15 protein-coding genes and 2 pseudogenes are annotated in these 20,659 nt (G+C 72.1%); 6 read left to right on the forward strand and 11 right to left on the reverse strand.

All coding sequences use genetic code 11. From position 1 onward, the window contains the following. Positions 1–344, reverse strand: a 344-nt coding sequence (locus ACFYZB_RS24045; protein WP_388762100.1) for an ATP-binding cassette domain-containing protein, incomplete at its 3' end; no start/stop codon positions are given. Positions 345–521: 177 nt separating this feature from the next. Here ACFYZB_RS24045 and ACFYZB_RS24050 point away from each other — a divergent pair. Further along, positions 522–2,567, forward strand: a complete 2,046-nt coding sequence (locus tag ACFYZB_RS24050; protein WP_388762103.1) for an NAD(+) synthase — start codon at positions 522–524, stop codon at positions 2,565–2,567. A 93-nt stretch (positions 2,568–2,660) separates the two neighbouring features. On the opposite strand, the gene ACFYZB_RS24055 is transcribed toward ACFYZB_RS24050, so the two are convergent. Together ACFYZB_RS24055 and ACFYZB_RS24060 are read right to left on the reverse strand one after the other, a co-directional pair. Further along, positions 2,661–3,383, reverse strand: coding sequence for a TIGR03943 family putative permease subunit (locus ACFYZB_RS24055; protein ID WP_388762106.1), 723 nt, complete (start codon positions 3,381–3,383; stop codon positions 2,661–2,663). Further along, a complete protein-coding gene (locus tag ACFYZB_RS24060) occupies positions 3,380–4,399 on the reverse strand; it encodes a permease (RefSeq protein WP_351209856.1) in 1,020 nt (339 codons plus the stop codon). Before ACFYZB_RS24060 ends, ACFYZB_RS24055 begins: the two co-directional genes overlap by 4 nt. Positions 4,400–4,561: 162 nt before the next feature. Between ACFYZB_RS24060 and ACFYZB_RS24065 the strand changes: the two genes are divergently transcribed. Next, positions 4,562–6,439, forward strand: coding sequence for an NAD-binding protein (locus ACFYZB_RS24065; RefSeq protein ID WP_388762109.1), 1,878 nt, complete (start codon positions 4,562–4,564; stop codon positions 6,437–6,439). Positions 6,440–6,464: 25 nt separating this feature from the next. Here the strand turns inward: ACFYZB_RS24065 and ACFYZB_RS24070 are convergent, their stop codons facing one another. Continuing rightward, positions 6,465–8,279 (reverse strand): prolyl oligopeptidase family serine peptidase, encoded by a 1,815-nt coding sequence (locus ACFYZB_RS24070; RefSeq protein ID WP_388762113.1) that lies wholly within the window; start codon positions 8,277–8,279, stop codon positions 6,465–6,467. Between the two features lie 83 nt (positions 8,280–8,362). On the opposite strand from ACFYZB_RS24070, the gene ACFYZB_RS24075 reads away from it, so the two are divergent. Further along, positions 8,363–9,205, forward strand: coding sequence for a class I SAM-dependent methyltransferase (locus ACFYZB_RS24075; RefSeq protein ID WP_388762116.1), 843 nt, complete (start codon positions 8,363–8,365; stop codon positions 9,203–9,205). A gap of 47 nt (positions 9,206–9,252) precedes the next feature. Next, complete coding sequence (locus tag ACFYZB_RS24080; protein WP_388762119.1) at positions 9,253–10,041, forward strand: SURF1 family protein; 789 nt, start codon at positions 9,253–9,255, stop codon at positions 10,039–10,041. Positions 10,042–10,057: 16 nt separating this feature from the next. On the opposite strand, the gene ACFYZB_RS24085 is transcribed toward ACFYZB_RS24080, so the two are convergent. From ACFYZB_RS24085 to ACFYZB_RS24100, 4 genes are all read right to left on the reverse strand, one after another. Next, positions 10,058–11,233: a hypothetical protein gene (locus ACFYZB_RS24085; RefSeq protein ID WP_388762122.1), complete on the reverse strand. Its 1,176-nt coding sequence runs from the start codon at positions 11,231–11,233 to the stop codon at positions 10,058–10,060. Between the two features lie 125 nt (positions 11,234–11,358). Then, the gene (locus ACFYZB_RS24090; RefSeq protein WP_388762125.1) at positions 11,359–12,042 is read right to left on the reverse strand and encodes a SigE family RNA polymerase sigma factor; all 684 of its coding nucleotides are present in this window, start codon (positions 12,040–12,042) and stop codon (positions 11,359–11,361) included. A 318-nt stretch (positions 12,043–12,360) separates the two neighbouring features. Next, positions 12,361–13,434, reverse strand: coding sequence for an aspartate-semialdehyde dehydrogenase (locus ACFYZB_RS24095; RefSeq protein WP_388762128.1), 1,074 nt, complete (start codon positions 13,432–13,434; stop codon positions 12,361–12,363). A gap of 16 nt (positions 13,435–13,450) precedes the next feature. Continuing rightward, positions 13,451–14,722 carry an aspartate kinase gene (locus tag ACFYZB_RS24100; protein ID WP_351209840.1) on the reverse strand — a complete coding sequence of 424 codons (1,272 nt, stop codon included), beginning with the start codon at positions 14,720–14,722 and terminating at the stop codon, positions 13,451–13,453. Positions 14,723–14,915: 193 nt separating this feature from the next. Between ACFYZB_RS24100 and ACFYZB_RS24105 the strand changes: the two are divergent. After that, positions 14,916–15,645, forward strand: a pseudogene (locus tag ACFYZB_RS24105) (sulfite exporter TauE/SafE family protein). A gap of 56 nt (positions 15,646–15,701) precedes the next feature. Here ACFYZB_RS24105 and ACFYZB_RS24110 read toward each other — a convergent pair. Next, positions 15,702–17,212, reverse strand: a pseudogene (locus ACFYZB_RS24110) (hypothetical protein). A gap of 150 nt (positions 17,213–17,362) precedes the next feature. On the opposite strand from ACFYZB_RS24110, the gene ACFYZB_RS24115 reads away from it, so the two are divergent. Next, positions 17,363–18,937 carry a hypothetical protein gene (locus tag ACFYZB_RS24115; protein ID WP_388762131.1) on the forward strand — a complete coding sequence of 525 codons (1,575 nt, stop codon included), beginning with the start codon at positions 17,363–17,365 and terminating at the stop codon, positions 18,935–18,937. A gap of 40 nt (positions 18,938–18,977) precedes the next feature. On the opposite strand, the gene ACFYZB_RS24120 is transcribed toward ACFYZB_RS24115, so the two are convergent. Then, entirely contained in the window at positions 18,978–19,556 is a 579-nt protein-coding gene (locus ACFYZB_RS24120; protein WP_388762134.1) for a Uma2 family endonuclease, read from the reverse strand. A gap of 50 nt (positions 19,557–19,606) precedes the next feature. Then, on the reverse strand, positions 19,607–20,584 hold the full coding sequence (locus ACFYZB_RS24125) for a hypothetical protein (RefSeq protein ID WP_388762137.1): 978 nt from the start codon (positions 20,582–20,584) through the stop codon (positions 19,607–19,609). Between the last annotated feature and the right edge of the window lie 75 nt (positions 20,585–20,659).

A 20,659-nucleotide genomic window follows, 5' to 3' on the forward strand; every position in this document is an offset into this window, starting at 1 on the left:
CGCTTGGACAGGTGGTGCAGGTCGGCCATCAGCAGCATGTTCTCCTCGCCGGTGATCAGCCCGTCCACCGCCGAGAACTGCCCGGTCACCCCGATGGCCGCCCGGACCGCCTGGGCCTCGGCGGTGAGGTCGTGCCCGGAGATCCTCGCCGCGCCGCCGTCGGCGGAGATCAGCGTGGACAGGATGCTGACCACCGTGGTCTTGCCGGCGCCGTTCGGGCCGAGCAGGGAGAAGACCGTGCCGGCGGGCACCTGGATGTCGATGCCGTCGAGGACGTTCTTGTCCCCGTAGGCCTTGCGCAACCCGGTGGCCGAGATCGCGAGTTCGTGTTCCGTCGTCGTCATGCCCCAGATCGTGCGGCCGGGGCGGTTCAGCGCGGCTTCAACCGGGTTTCAGCCGTGCGGGACGGGCTTCAGCCCGCTGAAACCCGCAGGTGGGCGGTGGGTGCCGAGGGTCGGCGCGACGGCCTTTAGGCTTCTTCTTGCAGGCAAACCGCTTCGGAAACTCGGAATGGGGTCCCGTTGAGCTTCTGGTCGATCTACCAGCACGGCTTCGCGCGCGTCGCCGCGTGTACGGGCCACACCGTCATCGCCGACCCGCCCGCCAACGCCGAGACGGTCCTGCGCCACGCACGCCGGTGCGCCGAGGAGGGCGTCGCCGTCGCCGTGTTCCCGGAGCTGTGCCTGTCCGGGTACGCGATCGACGACCTGCTGCTGCAGGACGCCATGCTCGACGACGTCGAGACGGCGCTCGCCACGATCGTGGCCGAGTCGGCGGAGCTGCTGCCGGTCCTGGTCGTCGGCGCCCCGCTGCGCCACAGCGACCGGATCTTCAACTGCGCGGTGGTCGTGCACCGCGGCCGGATCCTCGGGGTCGTGCCGAAGTCGTACCCGCCGAACTACCGCGAGTTCTACGAGCGCCGGCAGATCGCCGGGGGCGACGACGAGCGCGGCGGAACGATCCGGCTGGGCGGCGCGGAGGTCCCCTTCGGCGTGGACCTGCTCTTCGCCGCGGCTGACGTCCCCGGTCTCGTGCTGCACGCGGAGATCTGCGAGGACATGTGGGTGCCGGTGCCGCCGAGCGCGGAGGCGGCGCTGGCCGGGGCGACCGTCCTCGTCAACCTGTCGGGCAGCCCGATCACCGTCGGCCGGGCCGAGGACCGCAAGCTGCTGTGCCGCTCGGCGTCCTCCCGCTGCCTCGCCGCGTACGTCTACGCGGCGGCCGGCCTCGGCGAGTCGACCACCGACCTGTCCTGGGACGGCCAGACCCTGATCTACGAGAACGGGGCGCTGCTGGCCGAGACCGAGCGCTTCCCGCTGGGCGAGCAGTACGCGGTGGCGGACGTGGACCTCGACCTGCTGCGGCAGGAGCGGCAGCGGACGGGCACGTTCGGCGAGAACCGCCGAACCCACGCCGCCCGCACCTCCGACTTCCGCACGGTGTCCTTCGAACTCGCCCCGCCGGTGACCGACCTGGGCCTGCGCCGCCGCGTCGAGCGCTTCCCGTTCGTGCCGGCCGACGCCGAGCGCCTCGCCCTGGACTGCTACGAGGCGTACAACATCCAGGTCGCGGGGTTGCAGCAGCGCCTGGCGTCGATCGGCGGCCCCAAGGTGGTCATCGGAGTCTCCGGCGGCCTGGACTCCACGCATGCGTTGATCGTCGCCGCCCGGGCGATGGACCGCGCCCGCCGCCCGCGCAGCGACATCCTCGCCTTCACCCTGCCCGGCTTCGCCACCAGCGACCACACCAAGGACAACGCCCACCGGCTGATGCGGGCGCTCGGCGTGACCGCTTCCGAGCTGGACATCACACCGACCGCGCGGCTGATGCTGAAGGAGATCGGCCACCCCTTCGCGGCCGGCGAGCCGGTGTACGACGTCACCTTCGAGAACGTCCAGGCGGGTCTGCGCACCGACTACCTGTTCCGGCTGGCCAACCAGCGCGGCGGCATCGTCCTCGGCACCGGCGACCTCTCCGAGCTGGCGCTCGGCTGGTCGACGTACGGCGTCGGCGACCAGATGAGCCACTACAACGTGAACTCCGGTGTGCCGAAGACACTGATCCAGCACCTCATCCGCTGGGTCATCGGCAGCGGCCAGTTCGACGACGAGACGGGCAAGATCCTGGCCGCGATCCTCGACACCGAGATCAGCCCCGAGCTCGTGCCCGGCGAGGAACTGCAGTCCACCGAGTCGAAGATCGGCCCGTACGCGCTGCACGACTTCACCCTGTTCCACGTGCTGCGCTACGGCTTCCGGCCCTCGAAGATCGCCTTCCTGGCCTGGCACGCCTGGCACGACCCGCAGGCGGGCGCCTGGCCCCCCGGCTTCCCGGAGGCCGACCGCGGCTCCTACGACCTGGCCCAGATCCGCCACTGGCTGGAGGTCTTCATCCGCCGCTTCTTCGCCTTCTCCCAGTTCAAACGCTCGGCCATGCCCAACGGCCCCAAGGTCTCGGCGGGCGGCTCCCTCTCCCCCCGCGGCGACTGGCGGGCCCCGTCGGACGGCACGGCCCATGCGTGGCTGAGGGACCTGGAGCGCTGCGACCTCGACTCCCCGGCCCGGTAGGGGTACGCCACGGCGTCACCGTGCTGCTGCACCCGGGGTGACCCCGCACACGATCGTGCCGGTGGCCGAAACACCGGCCGTTGCCGGGCGCGCTCAGTTGTTCCAGGTCTCGTCGTACGGGTCGTGCGGGACCGGGACCGGCTTTGCCGAGGTGACCCGCAGATACGGGATGGGGCCGTTGTTCACGGGGTCACGGCTCAGCCGGGGGCTGTACGTGCCGGTCACCTCCAGCCAGGCGTCCGGACGCAGGACCGGCGGCAGCTCGCCGGTGAGGGCGATCTTGACCGGCTGGGCGTCGGCCGCACAGCAGTTGAGGGCCATGCGGACCAGGTACGGCGCGCCCGAGTGGTCCAGGGCGAGGAACCCGGTGACGCGGACCGCGCGGCCGTGCAGGGAGCGGCCGTGGTCGTAGGCGGCGCGGGAGGCGTAGTCGACCACGGAGAGCGGGGCCGGGTCGGCGGCGGGCATCCGGCCGAGGGCGTACGGCTTCTGCAGGGCCGTCCCCGAGCGCAGGGCGCTGTAGGAGCCGAGGGCGGGCGGGGCGATGAGGATGAGGGCGAGGAGGGGGAGCAACAGGAGCCAGGAGATGCGGGGTTCGGGGTGGTGGTGGTCGTGTGCCTCGGCAGCGGAGCTCTTGGCGCGGCGGCGCTCGTACCAGACCGTCGCCGGTGCCGCCGCGATCAGGACCGCGCCCGAGGCCAGCAGCAGCGGTTGCAGTCCCTCCTTGACGTACCGGAGGTAGAGGTCGGTGCTGCCCGCGTGCAGGAGGGCGGCGCCGAGCAGGAACATGACGGCGGCCTGGGCCTGGCGGTTCACAGGAGCACCGTCCCGGTCACCACGGCGCCCGCGACGGCCATCGCGAAGGTGGCGGGGGCGAAGCGGAGGGCGAAGGCACGGCCGAAGGTGCCGGCCTGCATCGCGAAGAGCTTGAGGTCGATCATCGGGCCCACCACCAGGAACACCAGCTTGGCCGTCAGGGAGAACTGGGTGAGGGAGGCCGCGACGAACGCGTCCGCCTCCGAGCAGATGGACAGCAGCACGGCGAGGACGGCCAGGGCGAGGATCGCGACCAGGGGATTGCCGGCGGCCGTGCGCAGCCAGGACGCCGGGGCCACCGCCTTCAGGGTGGCCGCGGCCATCGCCCCGAGCACCAGGAAGCCGCCCGCGTGCATGGTGTCGTGCCGTACCGAGTTCCAGAACGCCTCCCCCTTGGTCGCACCCTCGTGCGCGCCGTGGGCGGGCGGGCGCAGCCAGTCGGTACGGCCCAGCCGCTGCCACAGCCAGCCCATCGCACACGCCACCAGCAGGCTCGCCAGGAACCGGCCCAGCACCATCTCCGGGTTGCGGGGGAAGGCGACGGCGGTCGCGGTGAGGACGATGGGGTTGATCGCGGGGGCGGACAGGAGGAAGGCCAGGGCGGCGGCCGGGGTGACCCCCCTGCGCACCAGAGCGCCCGCCACCGGCACCGACGCGCACTCGCAGCCCGGCAGCACTGCTCCCGCGACCCCCGCCACGGGGACCGCCAGCGCCGGGCGGCGCGGCAGGGCGCGCGCGAAGAAGGCCGGCGGCACGAAGACCGCGATCGCCGCCGACAGCAGCACCCCGAGGACGAGGAAGGGCAGCGCCTGGACCGTCACCGCGACGAACACCGTCATCCAGCTCTGCATCAGCGGGGTCCCGAGGAGCCCGCGGATCGGCGACTGGGCGAGCACCGCGAGGAGCAGCGTCAGCGTCAGCACGAGGGGGGAGCTGAGCCTGCGGCCGTCCTGGCCGGGCGGCGCTCCGGCGGGTCCGGCCTCCGCGCCCGGCGGGGCGTCTTCCGTGATGGCCACGTGCGGTTACCTCCGGCTGGCTGTCCTCGTTCGCTCCCTCCCCCTCGGTACGTGAGTCGTCCCCACGGTGTTCACACCCTTGCTGGAACCACTCCGCTCCTTGGGGCAGTCTTTTCCCTCGTGGGGAGCGTTCCGTATCAAGGTGGGCCCAGTGGGCCGCACATGGTGGTGTGCGGGGACGACGGGCTCGCGCACCGGCTGGCCGCCGAGTTGCGCGGAGTCTACGGCGAGCAGGTCACCCTCGTGGTACCGCCGAACGAGCGCACCGCCAGACCTCCGGTGGTCGGACGGGCCCGGTCCGCTTCGGCCGCGCTGTTCGACCGCGTGGTGAGCGCCGCGGTCGGCCGCGGCGGCAACGGATCCGGCTCCGGATCCGGATCGGGAGCCGGGTCCGGCTCCGGACCGGCCGCACGACCCACCGCGCGACCGGCCGCCACGGCCACGAGCACGGGTGGTACCGGCAGCACCGCCGACGGCGGCACCGGCGGCGGGGCCGAACGGGTGCTGGAGGCCGCCGAGATCACCGAGTCCGTGCTCGCCGAGGCCGGTGTGGAACGGGCCGCCGCGCTCGCCCTCGTCTTCGACGACGACGAGACCAACATCCGGGCCGCGCTGACCGCCCGCCGGATCAACCCGCGGCTGCGGCTCGTCCTCAGGCTCTACAACCGGCGGTTGGGCCAGCACATCGAGGAACTCCTCGACCAGGCGGCCGCGTTGGTCACCGGCGACGGCGCGGGCGGCACCGACGCGTCCACCACCGTGCTGTCCGATGCCGACACCGCCGCGCCCGCGCTGGCCGCCACCGCCGTCGCCGGCACCAGCAAGGTCGTCCAGACCGAGGGACTGCTGCTGCGGGCCGTCGAACGGCCGACGGCCGGCACCGGACTGTGCACGCTCGCCCTGCTGTCCCCGCCGGGCGCGGATCCGGAGGGCGGCGGGGACCAGGAGTCCCGGCTGCTGCCGGACGAGGACGAGGTACGGCAGGCCGCGGGGCGGCCGGCCGTGGTGCTGGAGCAGGTGTCCTCGGCGGGCGGCGGCGAGTCGGCCGCGCCCGGCCGTGGCGGGGTGCCGCCGCTCGCCTCGCTGTTCTCCCCGCGGCTGCGGTGGTCGCTGGCGGGCATGGTGGCGTGCGTGGTCGCGCTCGCCGTCGCGCTGTGGGTGGTCACCGGGATGCATCCGCTCAGTGCCTTCTATCTGACCTTGCTGGACCTCTTCGCGATCGACAATCCGGCCATCGGCGCGTCCCTGGGCCGGCAGATCCTCCAACTCCTCTCCGGGCTCGTCGGGTTGCTGCTGCTGCCGGTGCTGCTGGCGGCCGTGCTGGAGGCACTCGGCACCTTCCGCACCGCCTCCGCCCTGCGGAAGCCGCCGCGCGGTCTCGGCGGGCACGTGGTGCTGCTCGGGCTCGGGAAGATCGGCACCCGGGTGCTGACCCGGCTGCGTGAGCTGAACATCCCCGTCGTGTGCGTCGAGTCCGACCCGGAGGCGCGGGGCCTTGCGACCGCGCGGCGCCTGCGGGTGCCGGTGGTGCTCGGGGACGTCACCCAGGAAGGGGTGCTGGAGTCCGCCAAGATCCACCGGGCGTACGCGCTGCTCGCGGTGACCAGCGCGGACACCACGAACCTGGAGGCCGTGCTGTACGCGCGCAACGTACGGCCCGATCTGCGGGTCGTACTGCGGCTGTACGACGACGACTTCGCCACCGCGGTGTACCGCACCCTGCGGGCCGCCTACCCGCACGCCCTGACCCGGAGCCGGAGCGTCACGCACCTGGCCGCGCCCGCGTTCGCCGGGGCGATGCTGGGGCGGCAGGTGCTGGGCGCCATCGCGGTGGAACGGCGGGTGCTGCTGTTCGCCGCGGTCGACGTCGACGGGCACCCCCAGCTGGAGGGGCGCACGGTACGGGATGCTTTCCGCGCCGGGTCCTGGCGGGTCCTGGCGTTGTCGGGGCGTGCGGACACGTCTGCTGATCACGTACTGGAGAAGGGCGACCGGGTGGTGGTCGCCGCCACCCGCAGAGGGCTCGCGGAGCTGCGCTGACCAGCCAGGGGGCTCGGACGGCGTCCTACGCGCCCACATGCCGTGCCGCGAAGGCCATTTCCAGTCTCACCTGTTTGATCCGCTCGTCCACCACCAGGGAGCCGTGCCCGGCGTCGTAGCGGTAGACCTCGTGGGTCGTGCCTCTGGCCTCCAGGCGCTTGACGTAGTTGTCGATCTGGCGGATCGGGCAGCGGGGGTCGTTGACGCCCGCCGAGATGTAGACCGGGGCCTTGACCGCGTCGACGTACGTGAGCGGGGACGAGGCCTCGAAGCGCTCGGGGACCTCCTCGGGGGTACCGCCCAGCAGGGTGCGGTCCATCGCCTTCAGCGCCTCCATCTCGTCGTGGTACGCGGTGACGTAGTCCGCGACGGGTACGACCGCGATGCCCACCGTCCACGCGTCGGGCTGGGTGCCGAGACCGAGCAGGGTGAGGTAGCCGCCCCAGGAGGCGCCCGTGAGGACCAGCCGGGCGGGATCGGCGAGCCCCGAGGAGACCGCCCAGTCGCGGACCGCTGCCACGTCCTCCAGCTCGATCAGGCCGACCCGGTGCTTCAGGGCGTCGGTCCAGGCGCGGCCGTAGCCGGTGGAGCCGCGGTAGTTGATGCGGATCACCGCATACCCCTGGTCGACCCACGCGGCCGGGCCTGCCGCGAAGGAGTCGCTGTCGTGCCAGGTCGGGCCGCCGTGCAGGTCGAAGACCGTGGGCAGCGGGCCGCTCGCGCCCGCCGGCTTCTGGATCAGGGCGTGGATGCGGCCGCCGGGGCCCTCGACCCAGGCGTCCTCCACCGGCACCGAAGGGGGGCAGGCCATGCCGGGCGGGTCCAGGACGACACCGCCGGAGGTGGACCGCACCGCCGGGGGCTCGGCGGCCGACGACCACAGGTACTCCACGCTGCCGTCGGGGCGGGCGGTGGCGCCGGAGACCGTGCCGGGCGGGGTGGGGATGCGGGTCAGCTCGTGGCTCGCCAGGTCGTAGCGGAACAGCTCGCTGCGGGCCTCGAAGCCGTGGGCGATCAGGAGGGCCGAGCCGTCCGGGTACCACTCGGCGCTGACGTCACCCGGCAGGTCCAGGGCGAGGTCGGTCTCCTCGCCCGTCGCCACGTCCCACACCATCGGCTCCCAGCGGCCCCGGCGCTGGTGGCCGATGAGGAGCCGGGTGTCGCCGTCGACCGGCGCGAAGCCCAGCACCTCCAGGCCGAGTTCCTCGGTGCCGCCCTTGGTGTCGTCCAGCTCGGCGACCGGCGTGCCGTCCGGGCGGAGCACGCGCAGCGCCGCGTGCATGGCGTCGCCGTGCTCGGTGTGTTCGACGGCGATCAGGGTGCCGTCGTGCGAGAGGTCGCCGACGCCCGCCGACTCGCGGTGCCGGTAGATCTCGACCGGGTCCTCGCCCTCGCGCGCCAGGTGGATCGTCGTGCCCTCGTCGTCGGTGGAGCGGCCGACGACCGCCGTGCGCCCGTCCCGGGACAGGGCGAGCCCGGCCGGGTAGGACGGATCGAGCCCCGGGACGGCCGGCTCGTCCTCGCCGCCCCCGAAGGGCTGGCGGCGCCAGATGCCGAACTCGTCGCCGTCCTTGTCGTCGAACCACCAGATCCAGGCGCCGTCCGGGGAGAGCGCACCGTCCGTCGTGCCGTTCGGCCGGTGCGTCGCCTGCCGCTGCCCGCCCGTCGCGCGGTCCCATGCGTACAGCTCGTAGGTGCCCGTCGCGTTCGACACGAACAGGGAGCGGTCCGGCGCGTCCTCCGCCCAGTCGGGCAGCGACACGCGTGGCGCCCGAAACCGCTTCTCCCAGTCCGGCATGCCGGCCGCATCCACCGCGCCCGGCCCGTTGCTCTCACTCATCGCCCCAGTCATGCGCCCATACTGCCTGGCCCCGCCGACAATTGGGTGGCGGGCGTGCGCAGCCTGTGGATAACTTCCCGACCATGAGCACCTATGCCGACCCCAAACCCGCCCCCGACGGCTGGCGCGAGGACAACCGGGCCATGTGGGACGAGCGCGTCCCCGTGCATGTCGCCGGTGAGTACTACGACCTCGACGGCTTCCGCGCCCACCCGGACGTGCTGCGGGACTTCGAGACCGCCGAGGTCGGCGACGTCACCGGCAGGACGCTCCTGCACCTGCAGTGCCACATCGGGACCGACACCCTCTCCTGGGCCCACCGGGGCGCCGCCCGCGTCGTCGGCCTGGACTTCTCCGCCCCGGCCGTCGAGGCCGCCCGCTCCCTCGCCGCCGGCCTCGGGTACGGCCCCGAGCGCGCCGCCTTCGTCACCGGCGACGTGTACGACGCGGCCGACGCCGTGCCCGAGGCCGCGTACGACATCGTCTACACCGGGCTCGGGGCGCTGTGCTGGCTGCCCGACATCCGCCGCTGGGCAAGGACGGCGGCCTCGCTGGTCGCCCCCGGCGGGTTCCTGTACCTCGCCGAGTTCCACCCGATCACCGAGGCCCTGGACGACGCGACCGGCTCGCGGATCGTGCGCGACTACTTCGCCCGCGACGCCCAGGTGTGGGACGAGCCCGGCACCTACGCCGATCCGGGTGCCGAGACGGTTCACAACCGCAGCGTCCAGTGGCAGCACACGCTCGCGGACGTCGTCTCCGCGCTCGCCGCGGCCGGGCTGAGGATCGAGTTCCTGCACGAGCACGACGTGTCGCTGTTCCCGCGCTTCGAGAACTTCGAGGTACGGGACGGCTACCACCGCTTTCCCGCGGACCATCCGCGCATCCCGCTGATCTACTCGCTCAAGGCCACGAAGAGCCGATAGCCGACCCGCGGGCGGGCGCCCCGCGGCGGCGCCGTACCGTGGAGGGCGTGTACCGGTTTCTGCTGACACCCCGCTGGTGGGGGATCAACGTCTTCGTGCTGCTCGCCATCCCGTTCTGTGTCTTCATGGGGTCCTGGCAGCTGAGCCGGTTCGAGGGGCGGGTGCAGGAGCACCGGAGCGCGACGCGGCAGGCCGGCTCCGACCAGCACGAGACCGCGCGCCCGCTGCGGGCCATGCTGCCCGTCGACAAGGCCACCTCGGGCCGCCGGGTCACCGTGAGCGGGCACTACGGCACCCAGCTGCTGGTGCCCGGCCGGCAGCTGGACGGCCGGAACGGCTTCTACGTCCTCACCCTGCTGCGCACCGACTCCGGCAAGGCGCTGCCGGTGGTGCGGGGCTGGCTGCCGGGCACGGCGGACCCGGCGAAGGCGCCCGCGCCGCCGAGCGGTGAGGTCACCGTCACCGGTGCGCTCCAGGCGTCCGAGACGCCCGGGGACAACGGGGTCAGCGCGGCCGGCGGGCTGCCGGCCGGGCAGACGGCGGCGATCAGCTCGGCGTCGCTGGTGAACCTGGTGCCGTACAAGCTGTACGACGCCTGGGTGACCCTCGACAGGGGCGACGCCGGGATGAAGGCCGTGCCCGCGACGGCGCCGGACGGCACCGGGCTGGACCTGAAGGCGTTCCAGAACCTCGGCTACACCGGCGAGTGGTTCGTCTTCGCCGGCTTCGTGGTGTTCATGTGGTTCCGGCTGGTGCGGCGTGAGGCGGAGTACCAGCGGGACGCCGCGCTGGGCCTGCTGCCGGAGGAGACACCGGCACCGGTGCCCAGTAGCTGACCGTACGACGGCGCTCCTACGCCCCCGCCAGTACCCCGGTGTAGATCACGGTCCCCGCGCACTCCCCCGCCAGCGTCGCCGTGGCCGAGGGCGAGCCCCCCTGCGCCTTGTGGGTGATCTGTACGCTGCCGTCGGCCGTGCCGTCCTCGGTCGTCAGCTGGGTGGTGGTGCCGCCCGACCCCGCGCTCTCGGTCGAACCGCCGGAGGCGGTCGGCGACGGGTCCGGCGTGGCACCACCGGTGGCGGAGCCGGCGCTGGTGCCGGTGCCGCCACCGGTGGTGGGGCAGGTCTCGGAGGGTACGAAGGCGAACTTCTCCTCGTAGGCCGCGCCCGGCTGCAGGACCAGCCCGGAGACCTCCAGCGAGGGGTCGGGCAGGCTGGTCGCCGCGTCCCCGGCCACGTGCCGGGCGGTGCTGATCTTGGTCTGGTCGGCCGCGCCCACCGCGGTCGGGGTGATGGTGCCCGCGCCGGCGACGGTGCAGGCGGCGGTGGAGACGTTGACGACGCGGAAGGTGCCGTAGACCACGCCCGCGGAGTCGGGGGCGTCGGCGGTGCCGGTGGCCGAGCCGAGCTGGGCCGTCGTACACAGCGGGACGCCGCTCGGGGCGAGGCTGGAGGACGGGTCGGCGCCGCCGGTGGAGCCGGTGCTGCCGCCGCCGGTCCGGCCCTTCCCCCCGGGCGTGCCGGACTCCTTGCCGCCGGGCCTGGCGCTCGCGCTGCCGGTGTCCTTCCTGCCGCCCGTGTCGCCGCCCTTGTCCTTGCCCTGCCCGGTGCCGCCCTGGGCCTGGGAGGACTGGCCGGCCATGGCGGTGTTGGGGTCGGTGCCGCCGGACTCGGAGACGTGCACGAGGGCGGGGACGGCGGTGCCGATGAACAGGGCCGCGGCGGCCATGCCGACGGCGGCCTGCCGCTTGCGGGCCCGGCGCGCGGGCACGGCCCGGCGCAGATGCTCCAGGGTGCCGGTGCGCGGCTCGATGTCGTCGACCGCGGAGTGCAGCATCCGGCGCAGCGCCGACTCGTCGTCACCGAGGCCGTCGAGACCGGTCCCGAGGCCGTCCAGCTCGAACCCGTCGGGACCGGCGCCATGACCGTCCCGACCCGGGCCGCGCCCCTCGGGGCCGTCGCCGCGTCCCTCGGGTCCCGGGCCCTGGTCGAGGCCCTCGGGGCCCTTCTCGTCGGGGCCGTGGTTCACAGTTCCGTTCCCAGCGTGCGATGGCGTGTGCTCTTGCTCGTCCCTCGTCGGCTCGTGCCAGGCGAAGGGCTCGTGACGTTCGTGGGAGTGACGTTCATCGGAATCGCCCCCTTGGGCGCGCTCGCTCATGCCGGTGCCCCCATGGCCACCCGCAGCGCGGCGATGCCCCGCGAGCCGTACGCCTTCACCGAGCCCAGGGAGATCCCCAGGGTCTCGGCGACCTGGGCCTCGGTCATGTCCGCGAAGTAGCGCAGGACCAGGACCTCGCGCTGGCGGCGCTGCAGGCCCTTCATCGCCTTGATGAGGTCGCGGCGCTCCAGCTGGTCGTAGGCGCCCTCCTCCGCGCTCGCCATGTCCGGCATCGGCTTGGAGAGCAGCTTCAGGCCGAGGATGCGGCGACGCAGGGTCGAACGGGAGAGGTTGACGACCGTCTGCCGGAGGTAGGCGAGGGTCTTCTCGGGGTCGCGGACGCGTTTGCGGGCCGAGTGCACGCGGATGAAGGCCTCCTGGACCACGTCCTCGCAGGAGGCGGTGTCGTCGAGGAGCAGCGCGGCGAGACCGAGCAGCGAGCGGTAGTGCGCCCGGTAGGTCTCGGTGAGGTGGTCGACGGTCGTGCCGGCGGCCTCGGTCGCGGTCGGCGCCGCGGCCTCCTCGGCACCGTCACGCTGACTGGGTATGCGGGCGGGCCGCGCTGCGGGCATGGGCGCGATCACCGGCATGCCGCCGGGCGTGCGGGGCCGGAGCGCCGCACGGGGCGGCCGTAGGACCGCCGTGCCGCGGGCCGCGCTGAGTTCGAGTACCTCTGCCACGCCAGTTGGACACGTCTACCCCCACCAGGGTTGTACGTGCCGGGCGCCACATCTGCGACAACCGGCCGTACCTCAAGTGCCGTCATGCGTCCCGCTCTTCCCCTATGTCCGATATGGACGGGCGTCCCCGCACCCGGCCCGACCACGGCGTCCCCACGCCCGAAGGGTGACCGCAAAGACGCTCCCCGCCCTCCGCACGGTTGCGGGGACGGGGAGGGAAATCATCTGTTGCCCTGAGCAATGATTCAAGTGGTTTGGACCCCTGCTCGCGACCACACTTCTTACACGGATCCTACAAACCTCTGGCCAGGCCTTCTCTCAGTGGTCGGCGTCCCGGCGGTCGGCCCACTCCGCGGCGACCAGCTCCGCGATCTGCGCGGTGTTCAACGCGGCGCCCTTGCGCAGGTTGTCGCCGCACACGAAGAGTTCGAGCGCGGTCGGGTCGTCCAGGGCCCGCCGCAGCCGGCCCACCCAGGTCGGGTCGGTGCCCACGACGTCCGCGGGGGTGGGGTACTCACCGGCGGCCGGGTCGTCGCACAGCACCACACCAGGGGCGGTGGCGAGGATCTCCCGGGCGCGGTCGACCGTGACCTCGCCCTGGAAGCGGGCGTGCACGGTCAGGGAGTGGGTGGTGATCACCGGGACGCGTACGCAGGTCACGGCGACCGGCAGCCGCGGCAGTCCGAGGATCTTGCGGGACTCGTCGCGGACCTTCATCTCCTCCGACGACCAGCCGTCCTCCCTGAACGACCCGGCCCACGGCACGACGTTCAGCACGACCGGCTCCGGGAACGGCCCGGTGTCCTCCCCAACGGCCCGCCGTACGTCGCCGGGCTTGGTGCCCAGCTCCGTGCCGGCCACCAGGGACAGCTGGGCCCGCAGCGCGTCCACCCCGGCCCGCCCGGCTCCGCTCACCGCCTGGTACGACGACACCACCAGCTCGCGCAGCCCGAACTCGGCGTGCAGCGCGCCCAGGGCGACGATCATCGTCAGGGTCGTGCAGTTGGGGTTGGCGACGATCCCGCGCGGCCGGGTGCGTACGGCGTGCGGGTTCACCTCGGGGACCACGAGCGGCACCTCGGGGTCCAGCCGGAAGGCCGCGGAGTTGTCGACGACCACCGCGCCGCGTGCGGCGGCGATCGGCGCCCAGTGCGCGGCGACCTCGTCGGGCACGTCGAACATCGCGACGTCGACCCCGTCGAAGGCCTCCTCGCCCAGGGCCACCACCTCGACCTCCTCCCCGCGCACGGCCAGCTTGCGGCCGGCCGAGCGGGGGGAGGCGATCAGGCGGATCTCGCCCCAGACGTCCGCGCGCTGGGACAGGATCTGGAGCATGACCGCGCCGACGGCTCCGGTCGCTCCCACGACCGCGAGCGTCGGCTTGGCGGTCATCGGCGGGTACCCGCGCTCACCGGCCGGTGCCGCCGTAGACGACGGCCTCGTCCGTGTCGGAGTCGAGCCCGAAGGCGGTGTGCACGGCACGCACGGCCTCCGGCACGTCGTCCTGGCGGGTGACGACCGAGATGCGGATCTCGGAGGTCGAGATCAGCTCGATGTTCACCCCCGCGTCGGACAGCGCCTCGAAGAAGGAGGCGGTGACGCCCGGGTTGGTCTTCATGCCCGCGCCGACGAGCGAGATCTTCCCGATCTGGTCGTCGTACCGAAGGGAATCGAAGCCGATCCCGGGCCGGTTCTTCTCCAGCGCGTCGATGGCCTTGCGGCCCTCGGTCTTGGGCAGCGTGAAGGAGATGTCCGTCAGGCCCGTGGCGGCGGCGGACACGTTCTGCACGACCATGTCGATGTTGATCTCGGCATCGGCGATGGTCCGGAAGATCGCGGCGGCCTCGCCCGGCTTGTCCGGCACGCCGACGACCGTGATCTTGGCCTCGGAGGTGTCGTGCGCGACACCGGAGATGATGGCCTGCTCCACCTGCTTGTCCCCAATCGGCTCACTGCTGACCCAGGTGCCCTGCAGCCCGCTGAAGCTGGACCGGACATGGATCGGGATGTTGTAGCGACGGGCGTACTCCACACAGCGGTGGAGCAGCACCTTGGAGCCGGACGCGGCCAGCTCCAGCATGTCCTCGAAGGAGATCCAGTCGATCTTCTTCGCCTTCTTCACCACACGCGGGTCGGCGGTGAACACGCCGTCGACGTCGGTGTAGATCTCGCAGACCTCGGCGTCGAGCGCGGCGGCGAGCGCCACGGCCGTGGTGTCGGACCCACCACGGCCGAGCGTGGTGATGTCCTTCTTGTCGGCGCTGACGCCCTGGAACCCGGCGACGATCGCGATGTTGCCCCTGTCCAGCGAGTCGCGGATCCGCCCGGGGGTGACGTCGATGATCCGGGCTTTGTTGTGGACCGAGTCGGTGATGACGCCTGCCTGGCTGCCGGTGAAGGACTGGGCCTCGTGACCCAGGTTTTTGATCGCCATCGCCAGCAGGGCCATGGAGATCCGCTCTCCGGCGGTCAGCAGCATGTCGAATTCACGCCCGGCAGGCATCGGAGAAACCTGCTCGGCGAGATCGATCAGCTCGTCCGTCGTGTCGCCCATCGCGGAAACGACGACGACAACCTGGTTGCCGTTCTTCTTCGCTTCCACGATCCGCTTGGCGACGCGCTTGATGCCCTCGGCATCGGCTACGGAGGAGCCTCCGTACTTCTGCACGACAAGGCCCACGTGCGCTCCTCGCTCGGTTCGTTTGTGTCGGCTCAGTCTAACGAGCGCCCGAATTCCACCGCCCTGCTCCCGCATGGTGAGACATCGGCCGCTCGGTTCCGGAAGGGCTCTTGCCCACCACACGGGGGACCACGCAGAACGTGCCCCGGGTCACAGCGAGCACCGCTAGCGTTCATGGTGAGGGGGGCATGACATGACCGTGGTGCTGCTGGCCGGGATCGTCCTGCTCGGCGGATGCGTGCAGTGGCTGACCGGCATGGGCTTCGCCCTGGTCGCCGTGCCGGCGCTGGTGCTGCTGCTCGGCCCCGCCGACGGAGTGGTGCTCGCCAACTGCGCAGCCGGCGCCATCAGTGTCGTGGGCCTGGCGGGCGGCTGGCGCCGCGTCCGCCCGGCGGCGATGGTGCCGTTGTGCCTGGCGGCGGCCTGCACGGTCCCGTTGGGTGCCTGGACGACCCGCCAACTCCCCCGTCCGGGCCCTGCTGTTGACGATGGGCGCCCTGGTGACGGCGGCCGTCCTGCTGGTGATGCGCGGCGCCCGTCTCCCGGCTCTCGGGGGCGGCAAGGGAGCGGTGACGGCCGGCGCGCTGGGCGGCTTCATGAACGCGGCCGCGGGCGTCGGCGGCCCACCGGTCTCCCTCTACGCCCTGAACGCGGGCTGGACGGTACGGGAGTTCGTCCCCAACGCCCAGTTCTACGGCGTGGCCGTCAACGCCTTCTCGATCGCGGCGAACGGCACGCCCCGGCTGACCGGCGTGCAGTGGGCCGTCGCCGGCGCGGCGATGGCGGTGGGCGCGCTGATCGGCAACACGATCGCCGGCCGCATCCCGGAGCACCGGGCGCGGCACCTGGTCCTGCTGCTGGCGCTGGCGGGCGGGGGGACGGCGATGGGGAAGGGCGCGTGGGGGGTGTGGCCCGGGCATTGAGGCGGCGTTGCACAACCGCCCGGCGCGCACGGCGGACGGCCGTACCCGTCCGGAGGTCACTGATCCGGGCGCCCACGACCGGCTCGGCCGGTCCCGTCCCGGCCCGGACGAGGAGTCCGCCCACGCAGCCGGCGCTCGTACACCGTCACCCGCCTTCCACGGACCTGCTCGTCCGCCACGGCCGTGAAGTACTCCCTCAGCACGGCTGCCTTCGCCCTGTCGCGCTCCCCCGACACCGGCTTGGCCACGGTGGCCGCGTCCGTCACCAGCAGGTCCGCCGCTGAGCCAGCATCGAGGCCCGAATGCGGGCCGGCCCGGCTTCCTCACCCTTCAGCGTCCCGGAAGCCACCGGGCTCTCGGCCAGCGCGATGTCCCGCAGACCGGCGAAGGCCTCGGGCGAGACCAGCGCGGTGTCGCGACGGGCCGCAGGGACGAAGAGGACCGCGTCCCCGGTGTTCTTCAGTCGCTGGACATCGGCCGCCACCGCCAGGACGTCGTCCACCCTGCTCGCCGGAGACCGCTTGGCCAGCAACTGCGGCAGCAGCGCTACCACCGCCACGGCGACCACCACAGGCACCAGCCACATCGACGCTCTCGGGAACCGCGGGGCGGCCGCGCGTACCGCCGCGTCGAGCCCGGTACCGATCAGCAGCGCCAGCCCGAGCAGGCTGAACAGAATGTACCGGTCCACGAACAGCGGCTGGATCAGGGAGAGGCCGATCAGCCCGAGCTGGGGCACCGCCAGCAGCGGCAGCCCGACGGCCGCCACCGACAGTCGGCCGTCCCGCGGCCGGTCCAGCAGCGCGCCGAGACCACCGATCGCCAGCAGGACGGCCGGGGCGATCATCATGTGCCAGGTCAGCGGCGGTATCCAGGACACCTGATCGGACTGCCCCCGGCTGAACAGGATCAACGGCAGTACGCACACCACGGCGGACGCCTAGGCCAGGGCCCAGAGCATCCACTCCCTGCGCCGGGCCCGCGTCCAGACCAAGGTCACCGCATGCGCGGGCAGGATCAGCAGCGAGAGCCACTTCAGCAGCGCGGACAGCAGGATCACGCCGCCGTACGCCATCCAGTACGCCCCCCGGCCACCCCTCTGCAGCAGTGTCACCAGAAGCAGTGTCGCGCCCCCCGCACCGGCCGCGACCAGCGCGTAGGGGCGGCCTTCCTGAAGGTAGAACTGCGCGGACGGGACCAGCCCCAACGCCAGCCCGCCCCCCAGGCCCGCCCAGAACCCCGCCAGTCGTCGGCCCACGACGGCCACACAGGCCGCGGCTGCGGCCATGGCGAGCACGGACGGCAGACGCAACGTCGTGGTGCCGGGCCCGAAGCACTCGAAGAGGACGTGCATCAGGAGGTAGTAGAGCCCGTGCACGGCGTCGACCTGCCCCAGCATGTGCCAAATCTCGGCAACCGGCCGCCGGGCCACTTGCCAGGTCGCGGCCTCGTCCCGCCATACGCTGTGCCGCCGGGACAGCCCCCACAGGCCAAGGCCCAGAGTCCACAACAGCGGGGCCGGCCAGACGGGCAGGCGATGCCGGAGACCGGCTATGTGAGATGCCATGGAGCGGGCGGATCCTCGCTGGGTGTCATGAACAGAACCAACACCCCAGACGGCAAAAGCTCCCGATCGGTGCCATCCACTCGGCAGTCGCGGCGTGTTGATCAAGTCACATGAAGATCCGAACGCGTGACGCCCCGTCACATAATCAAGATGTGTTCGGCAGGCCGGGACAAGCGCACCGCGCTGGTCGGCGCGTTGGGTGGTGGCCAGCGCCATCGGTTCTGTCTCGACATCGGCGAATCGGCGGTTCCCGTGCTGGCCGGTGCGGTGTCGGGCACGCTTCCGGCTCTCGTGGCGATGACGACGGACCGCGTCCGTCTGCCCTGGATCGGCTACTTCCTGTCCGGCGCCGACCTGCGGCACTGGTGGTGGGCCGTCGCCCTGGCAGGCTGCGCGGGAGCAGCGGCCACCTTGCTCCTCGTCTGTCTGATGCACCGCCCCGGCAGACAGTCACGCGCCCGGACCAGCCGGCTGTCGGCTCGTCAGGGACAGGTTGTCCGCTGGGCGGCGCTGGCCTGTCCGCTGCTGGTCTTCGCCACCGTCTGGGGTCCGGCGCTCCTGGATCCCGCACAGTACGCGGATCTCAGGATGAAGCTGTACAACGCGGGTGTGGTGGCGGTCCTGGCCACCTTCCCCTGTGCGGTTGCCCTCGGCGCAGCAGCGGCTGGCTCCAGGATGGCAAACACCGTTCGCCGTACGGGCAGTTCAGGGGCCCTCGTCGCCGGTCGGCACATCGCCGCCCATCCAGGGGTGACCGCTCGGCTGGTCGCCGGGATGGGGATCGCCATGGTGCTGGTCAGCCAGGTCCAGCTGAAGAACTCGCAGTTCGGCGCGAGCGCACAGGCTGCTCAGGGCACTGCGCACCGCATCGGGCGCAGCGTCGTACTGCTCCAGGTCGACCCCACTCGGGTGTCTCGCGAGCAGTTCGCCGATACGCTGCGGCACCTGCCGGAGCACACCGAGAGCCTTGCGCTGTACTCGCCGACGGACTCCGCCCCGAACGGCCTCCCCCGTATCCAGGCGCCCTGCACTGCTCTTCGGGCCGTAGCGCTGCCCTGCTCGCACCAGGTCACGACGACCGGCACACCCCAGGCGGCCCCGCGGATCACCGAAGCCGTGCACTGGTCCGTCCCGGCCGGTGACCGCATCGCCGTACAGGAGGGAAACGTACTCCCGGACAACTGGAAGAAGGCACCGCGGAATCTCGTCCTCACCTCCTCCGACGGGCGGGACCTGGCCTATGACGAGATCAAACGGCTCCTGAGAGACACCCTCCCCGTTGCGGCTGTCACCGCGGAGCTTCCGGGCGAAGGGTGGCTGGTGGGCGCACGAAACGGAGTAGCCCATGGCAGATGGGTCGTCTTCCTCGGGGTACCGGGCCTCCTCATCGTCGCCGTAGCCGCCGCTCTCGGCAATCTCGCCGAGTTCCTGCAGTTGAGCCGCCTCGTCGCGCCACTGAGCGTGCTGACCGGCAGACGGCGGGTCTACTACTCGGCCGCCGCGTGGGCCCTCCTCGCACCGCTCCTGACGGCAATCGCCGCCAGCATCGTCGTCGCGTCCTGGCTGGCCGCTCCCCAGGAGAGCCCGGCCGACGGCATCGGGCTCTCAGGCAGCACATTGTCCGCCACCGCATCGGCGCTCGCCGTCCTGGCCGTTCTCATCTGGTGGTGGGGAGCCCACGCGGCACTCCGCCAGGCGGCCCGGTGGCGCCCCTACGGCGAGTAGGAGCGCGGACGCGCAGGGTGCTGATGCGCGTCCATCCCGCTCAGTCGCTGAACTCCTTGAGCGGCTCGGTTTCCAGGGTGATGTTCACGGGGTCGGGGAGCTTGACGGAGGCGCCGAAGGGCAGCTTCTCCTCGTGCCGGTAGCGGCCGTCCTCGGGCTGGTTGAACACCACGACCGAGCAGTCGTCACGGTCGATGAGGAGGTAGACGGGGATTCCGGCGGCGGCGTAGCCGTCGGGCTTCTCGACGCGGTCGCGCTGGTTCGTGTCGGAGTCGTACGAGGTGATCTCCACCGCCATCAGGGCACTCTCCGACTCCGACCACTCCCCGTGCCCCTTGAGACCCCCGACCCGAACGAGGACTCCATCGGCACGGGCGCGCCCCTTGCGGTACTTCTCCGTCTTCAGACCGCTCTCGGAATGCAACCAGAGGTCCGGACGATGCTGCATGCACACCCGTTGCAGCCACGCGATCATCTCGCGATGGTTGCCGTCCGCCATGGGCTTCGCCACGACCTTTCCGTTGATGAACTCCAGCCACACGGTCTCCGGGGCATGGCGTTCCAGTTCCTCGAACTCCTCGACGGTCATCTGCGGCCGGTCTTCGATCCTGGGGGTCATGGCGTCGCCTCCTCGACTCCATGGTGCCCTGACCGGCGCGTCCTGCACGCTCATACGCCCTCCCACAGCGCCTTGCCGCCGGGCGAGCGCAGTCCACCCGCCGCCCGCACCTGGGCCGCCCAGCGGTGCACCTCCTCGGCACTGGGGATCGGCCCGGCGAGAAACGTCTCCGGCAGGGGCGGGATCGGCTCCCCGTCGGGCGTGTCCAGCCCGAGCTCCACCCGGCAGGCCCGGCACACCCCGCCGACGATCTCCACGGTCCGCTCGTCCTCGTCGCATGTGGCGCAGGCGATCAGCACCCGATCGACACGACCACGGAGCCGGGCCTTCTTCTGACGCACTTTGGCCTTCTTCGGCGGCATCTGCTTCTCCAGTCGATTGCGGGCGAGTCCGCCCGGGTTGGTCACGGGGTTGGGAAGTCCGGCGGTGAGGGCGCGGGTGATGTCCTCGGGAGTCGAGCCGCGCGCCAGCCACTCGGTGGCGAGGGATTCGAGAGACCGGCAGTCAGATTCGGACAGCGGCATACGGCGGTCTGTTTCACGAATTTCCGCCAGCGTCCGGTACGCCACGGTGCCCTGTGGCCCGCCGTCCGGCGCCTGGACGGCCTCGGCCTCCGGGGGCGTCCGCTCGGCCTCCTCGACGTGGGCCAGTCCGTCGCAGTGGTCGTCGGTGACGATCCTGCCGTTGCGCGACCGCGCGAATTCCTGCCACCACTCCACCGACCTGGGAGTACGCGACCAGTATGTCCGCGTGACCCACCGCATCGAGTTGTCTTCGAGGGTGATGTGCTCCCTGATCCGGTGCAGGTGCCCGGCGCGACTCAGGTGTCCCTGCGCGACGCGCACCGCTTGCTGGCCGTAGACCGGGTGCACGGCGGCGATCGCCTTGTAGCCCGCCGCATGGCCGTCTTCCAGGCGGTCCATGAAGATGGCGAGCTCGCGTTCCCGCCCACTCAGGTGTGCGAAGTCCGCGTCCGCGTGCGGGTCTTCGTCACCGGCGGAGCGTTTGCCGTAACCCGTTTTGGCCATGGGGTGAGACGGGGACGGCAGGGCGGGGCTAGGGTAGGCGCAAGCCACCATCGAAGGTTCCGTTCGATGAGTAGG

The organism is Streptomyces sp. NPDC001852 (assembly GCF_042891825.1).
In the GTDB taxonomy this organism is placed as follows: Bacteria; Actinomycetota; Actinomycetes; order Streptomycetales; family Streptomycetaceae; genus Streptomyces.

What these genes read in the sequence shown, in the direction of transcription:
- ACFYZB_RS24065 (WP_388762109.1), top strand. Translation starts at nt 4,562, where the DNA reads ATGGTGGTGTGCGGGGACGACGGGCTCGCGCACCGGCTGGCCGCCGAG.
- ACFYZB_RS24070 (WP_388762113.1), bottom strand. Translation starts at nt 8,279, where the DNA reads ATGAGTGAGAGCAACGGGCCGGGCGCGGTGGATGCGGCCGGCATGCCG.
- ACFYZB_RS24075 (WP_388762116.1), top strand. Translation starts at nt 8,363, where the DNA reads ATGAGCACCTATGCCGACCCCAAACCCGCCCCCGACGGCTGGCGCGAG.
- ACFYZB_RS24095 (WP_388762128.1), bottom strand. Translation starts at nt 13,434, where the DNA reads ATGACCGCCAAGCCGACGCTCGCGGTCGTGGGAGCGACCGGAGCCGTC.
- ACFYZB_RS24115 (WP_388762131.1), top strand. Translation starts at nt 17,363, where the DNA reads ATGTGTTCGGCAGGCCGGGACAAGCGCACCGCGCTGGTCGGCGCGTTG.
- ACFYZB_RS24120 (WP_388762134.1), bottom strand. Translation starts at nt 19,556, where the DNA reads ATGACCCCCAGGATCGAAGACCGGCCGCAGATGACCGTCGAGGAGTTC.
- ACFYZB_RS24125 (WP_388762137.1), bottom strand. Translation starts at nt 20,584, where the DNA reads ATGGCCAAAACGGGTTACGGCAAACGCTCCGCCGGTGACGAAGACCCG.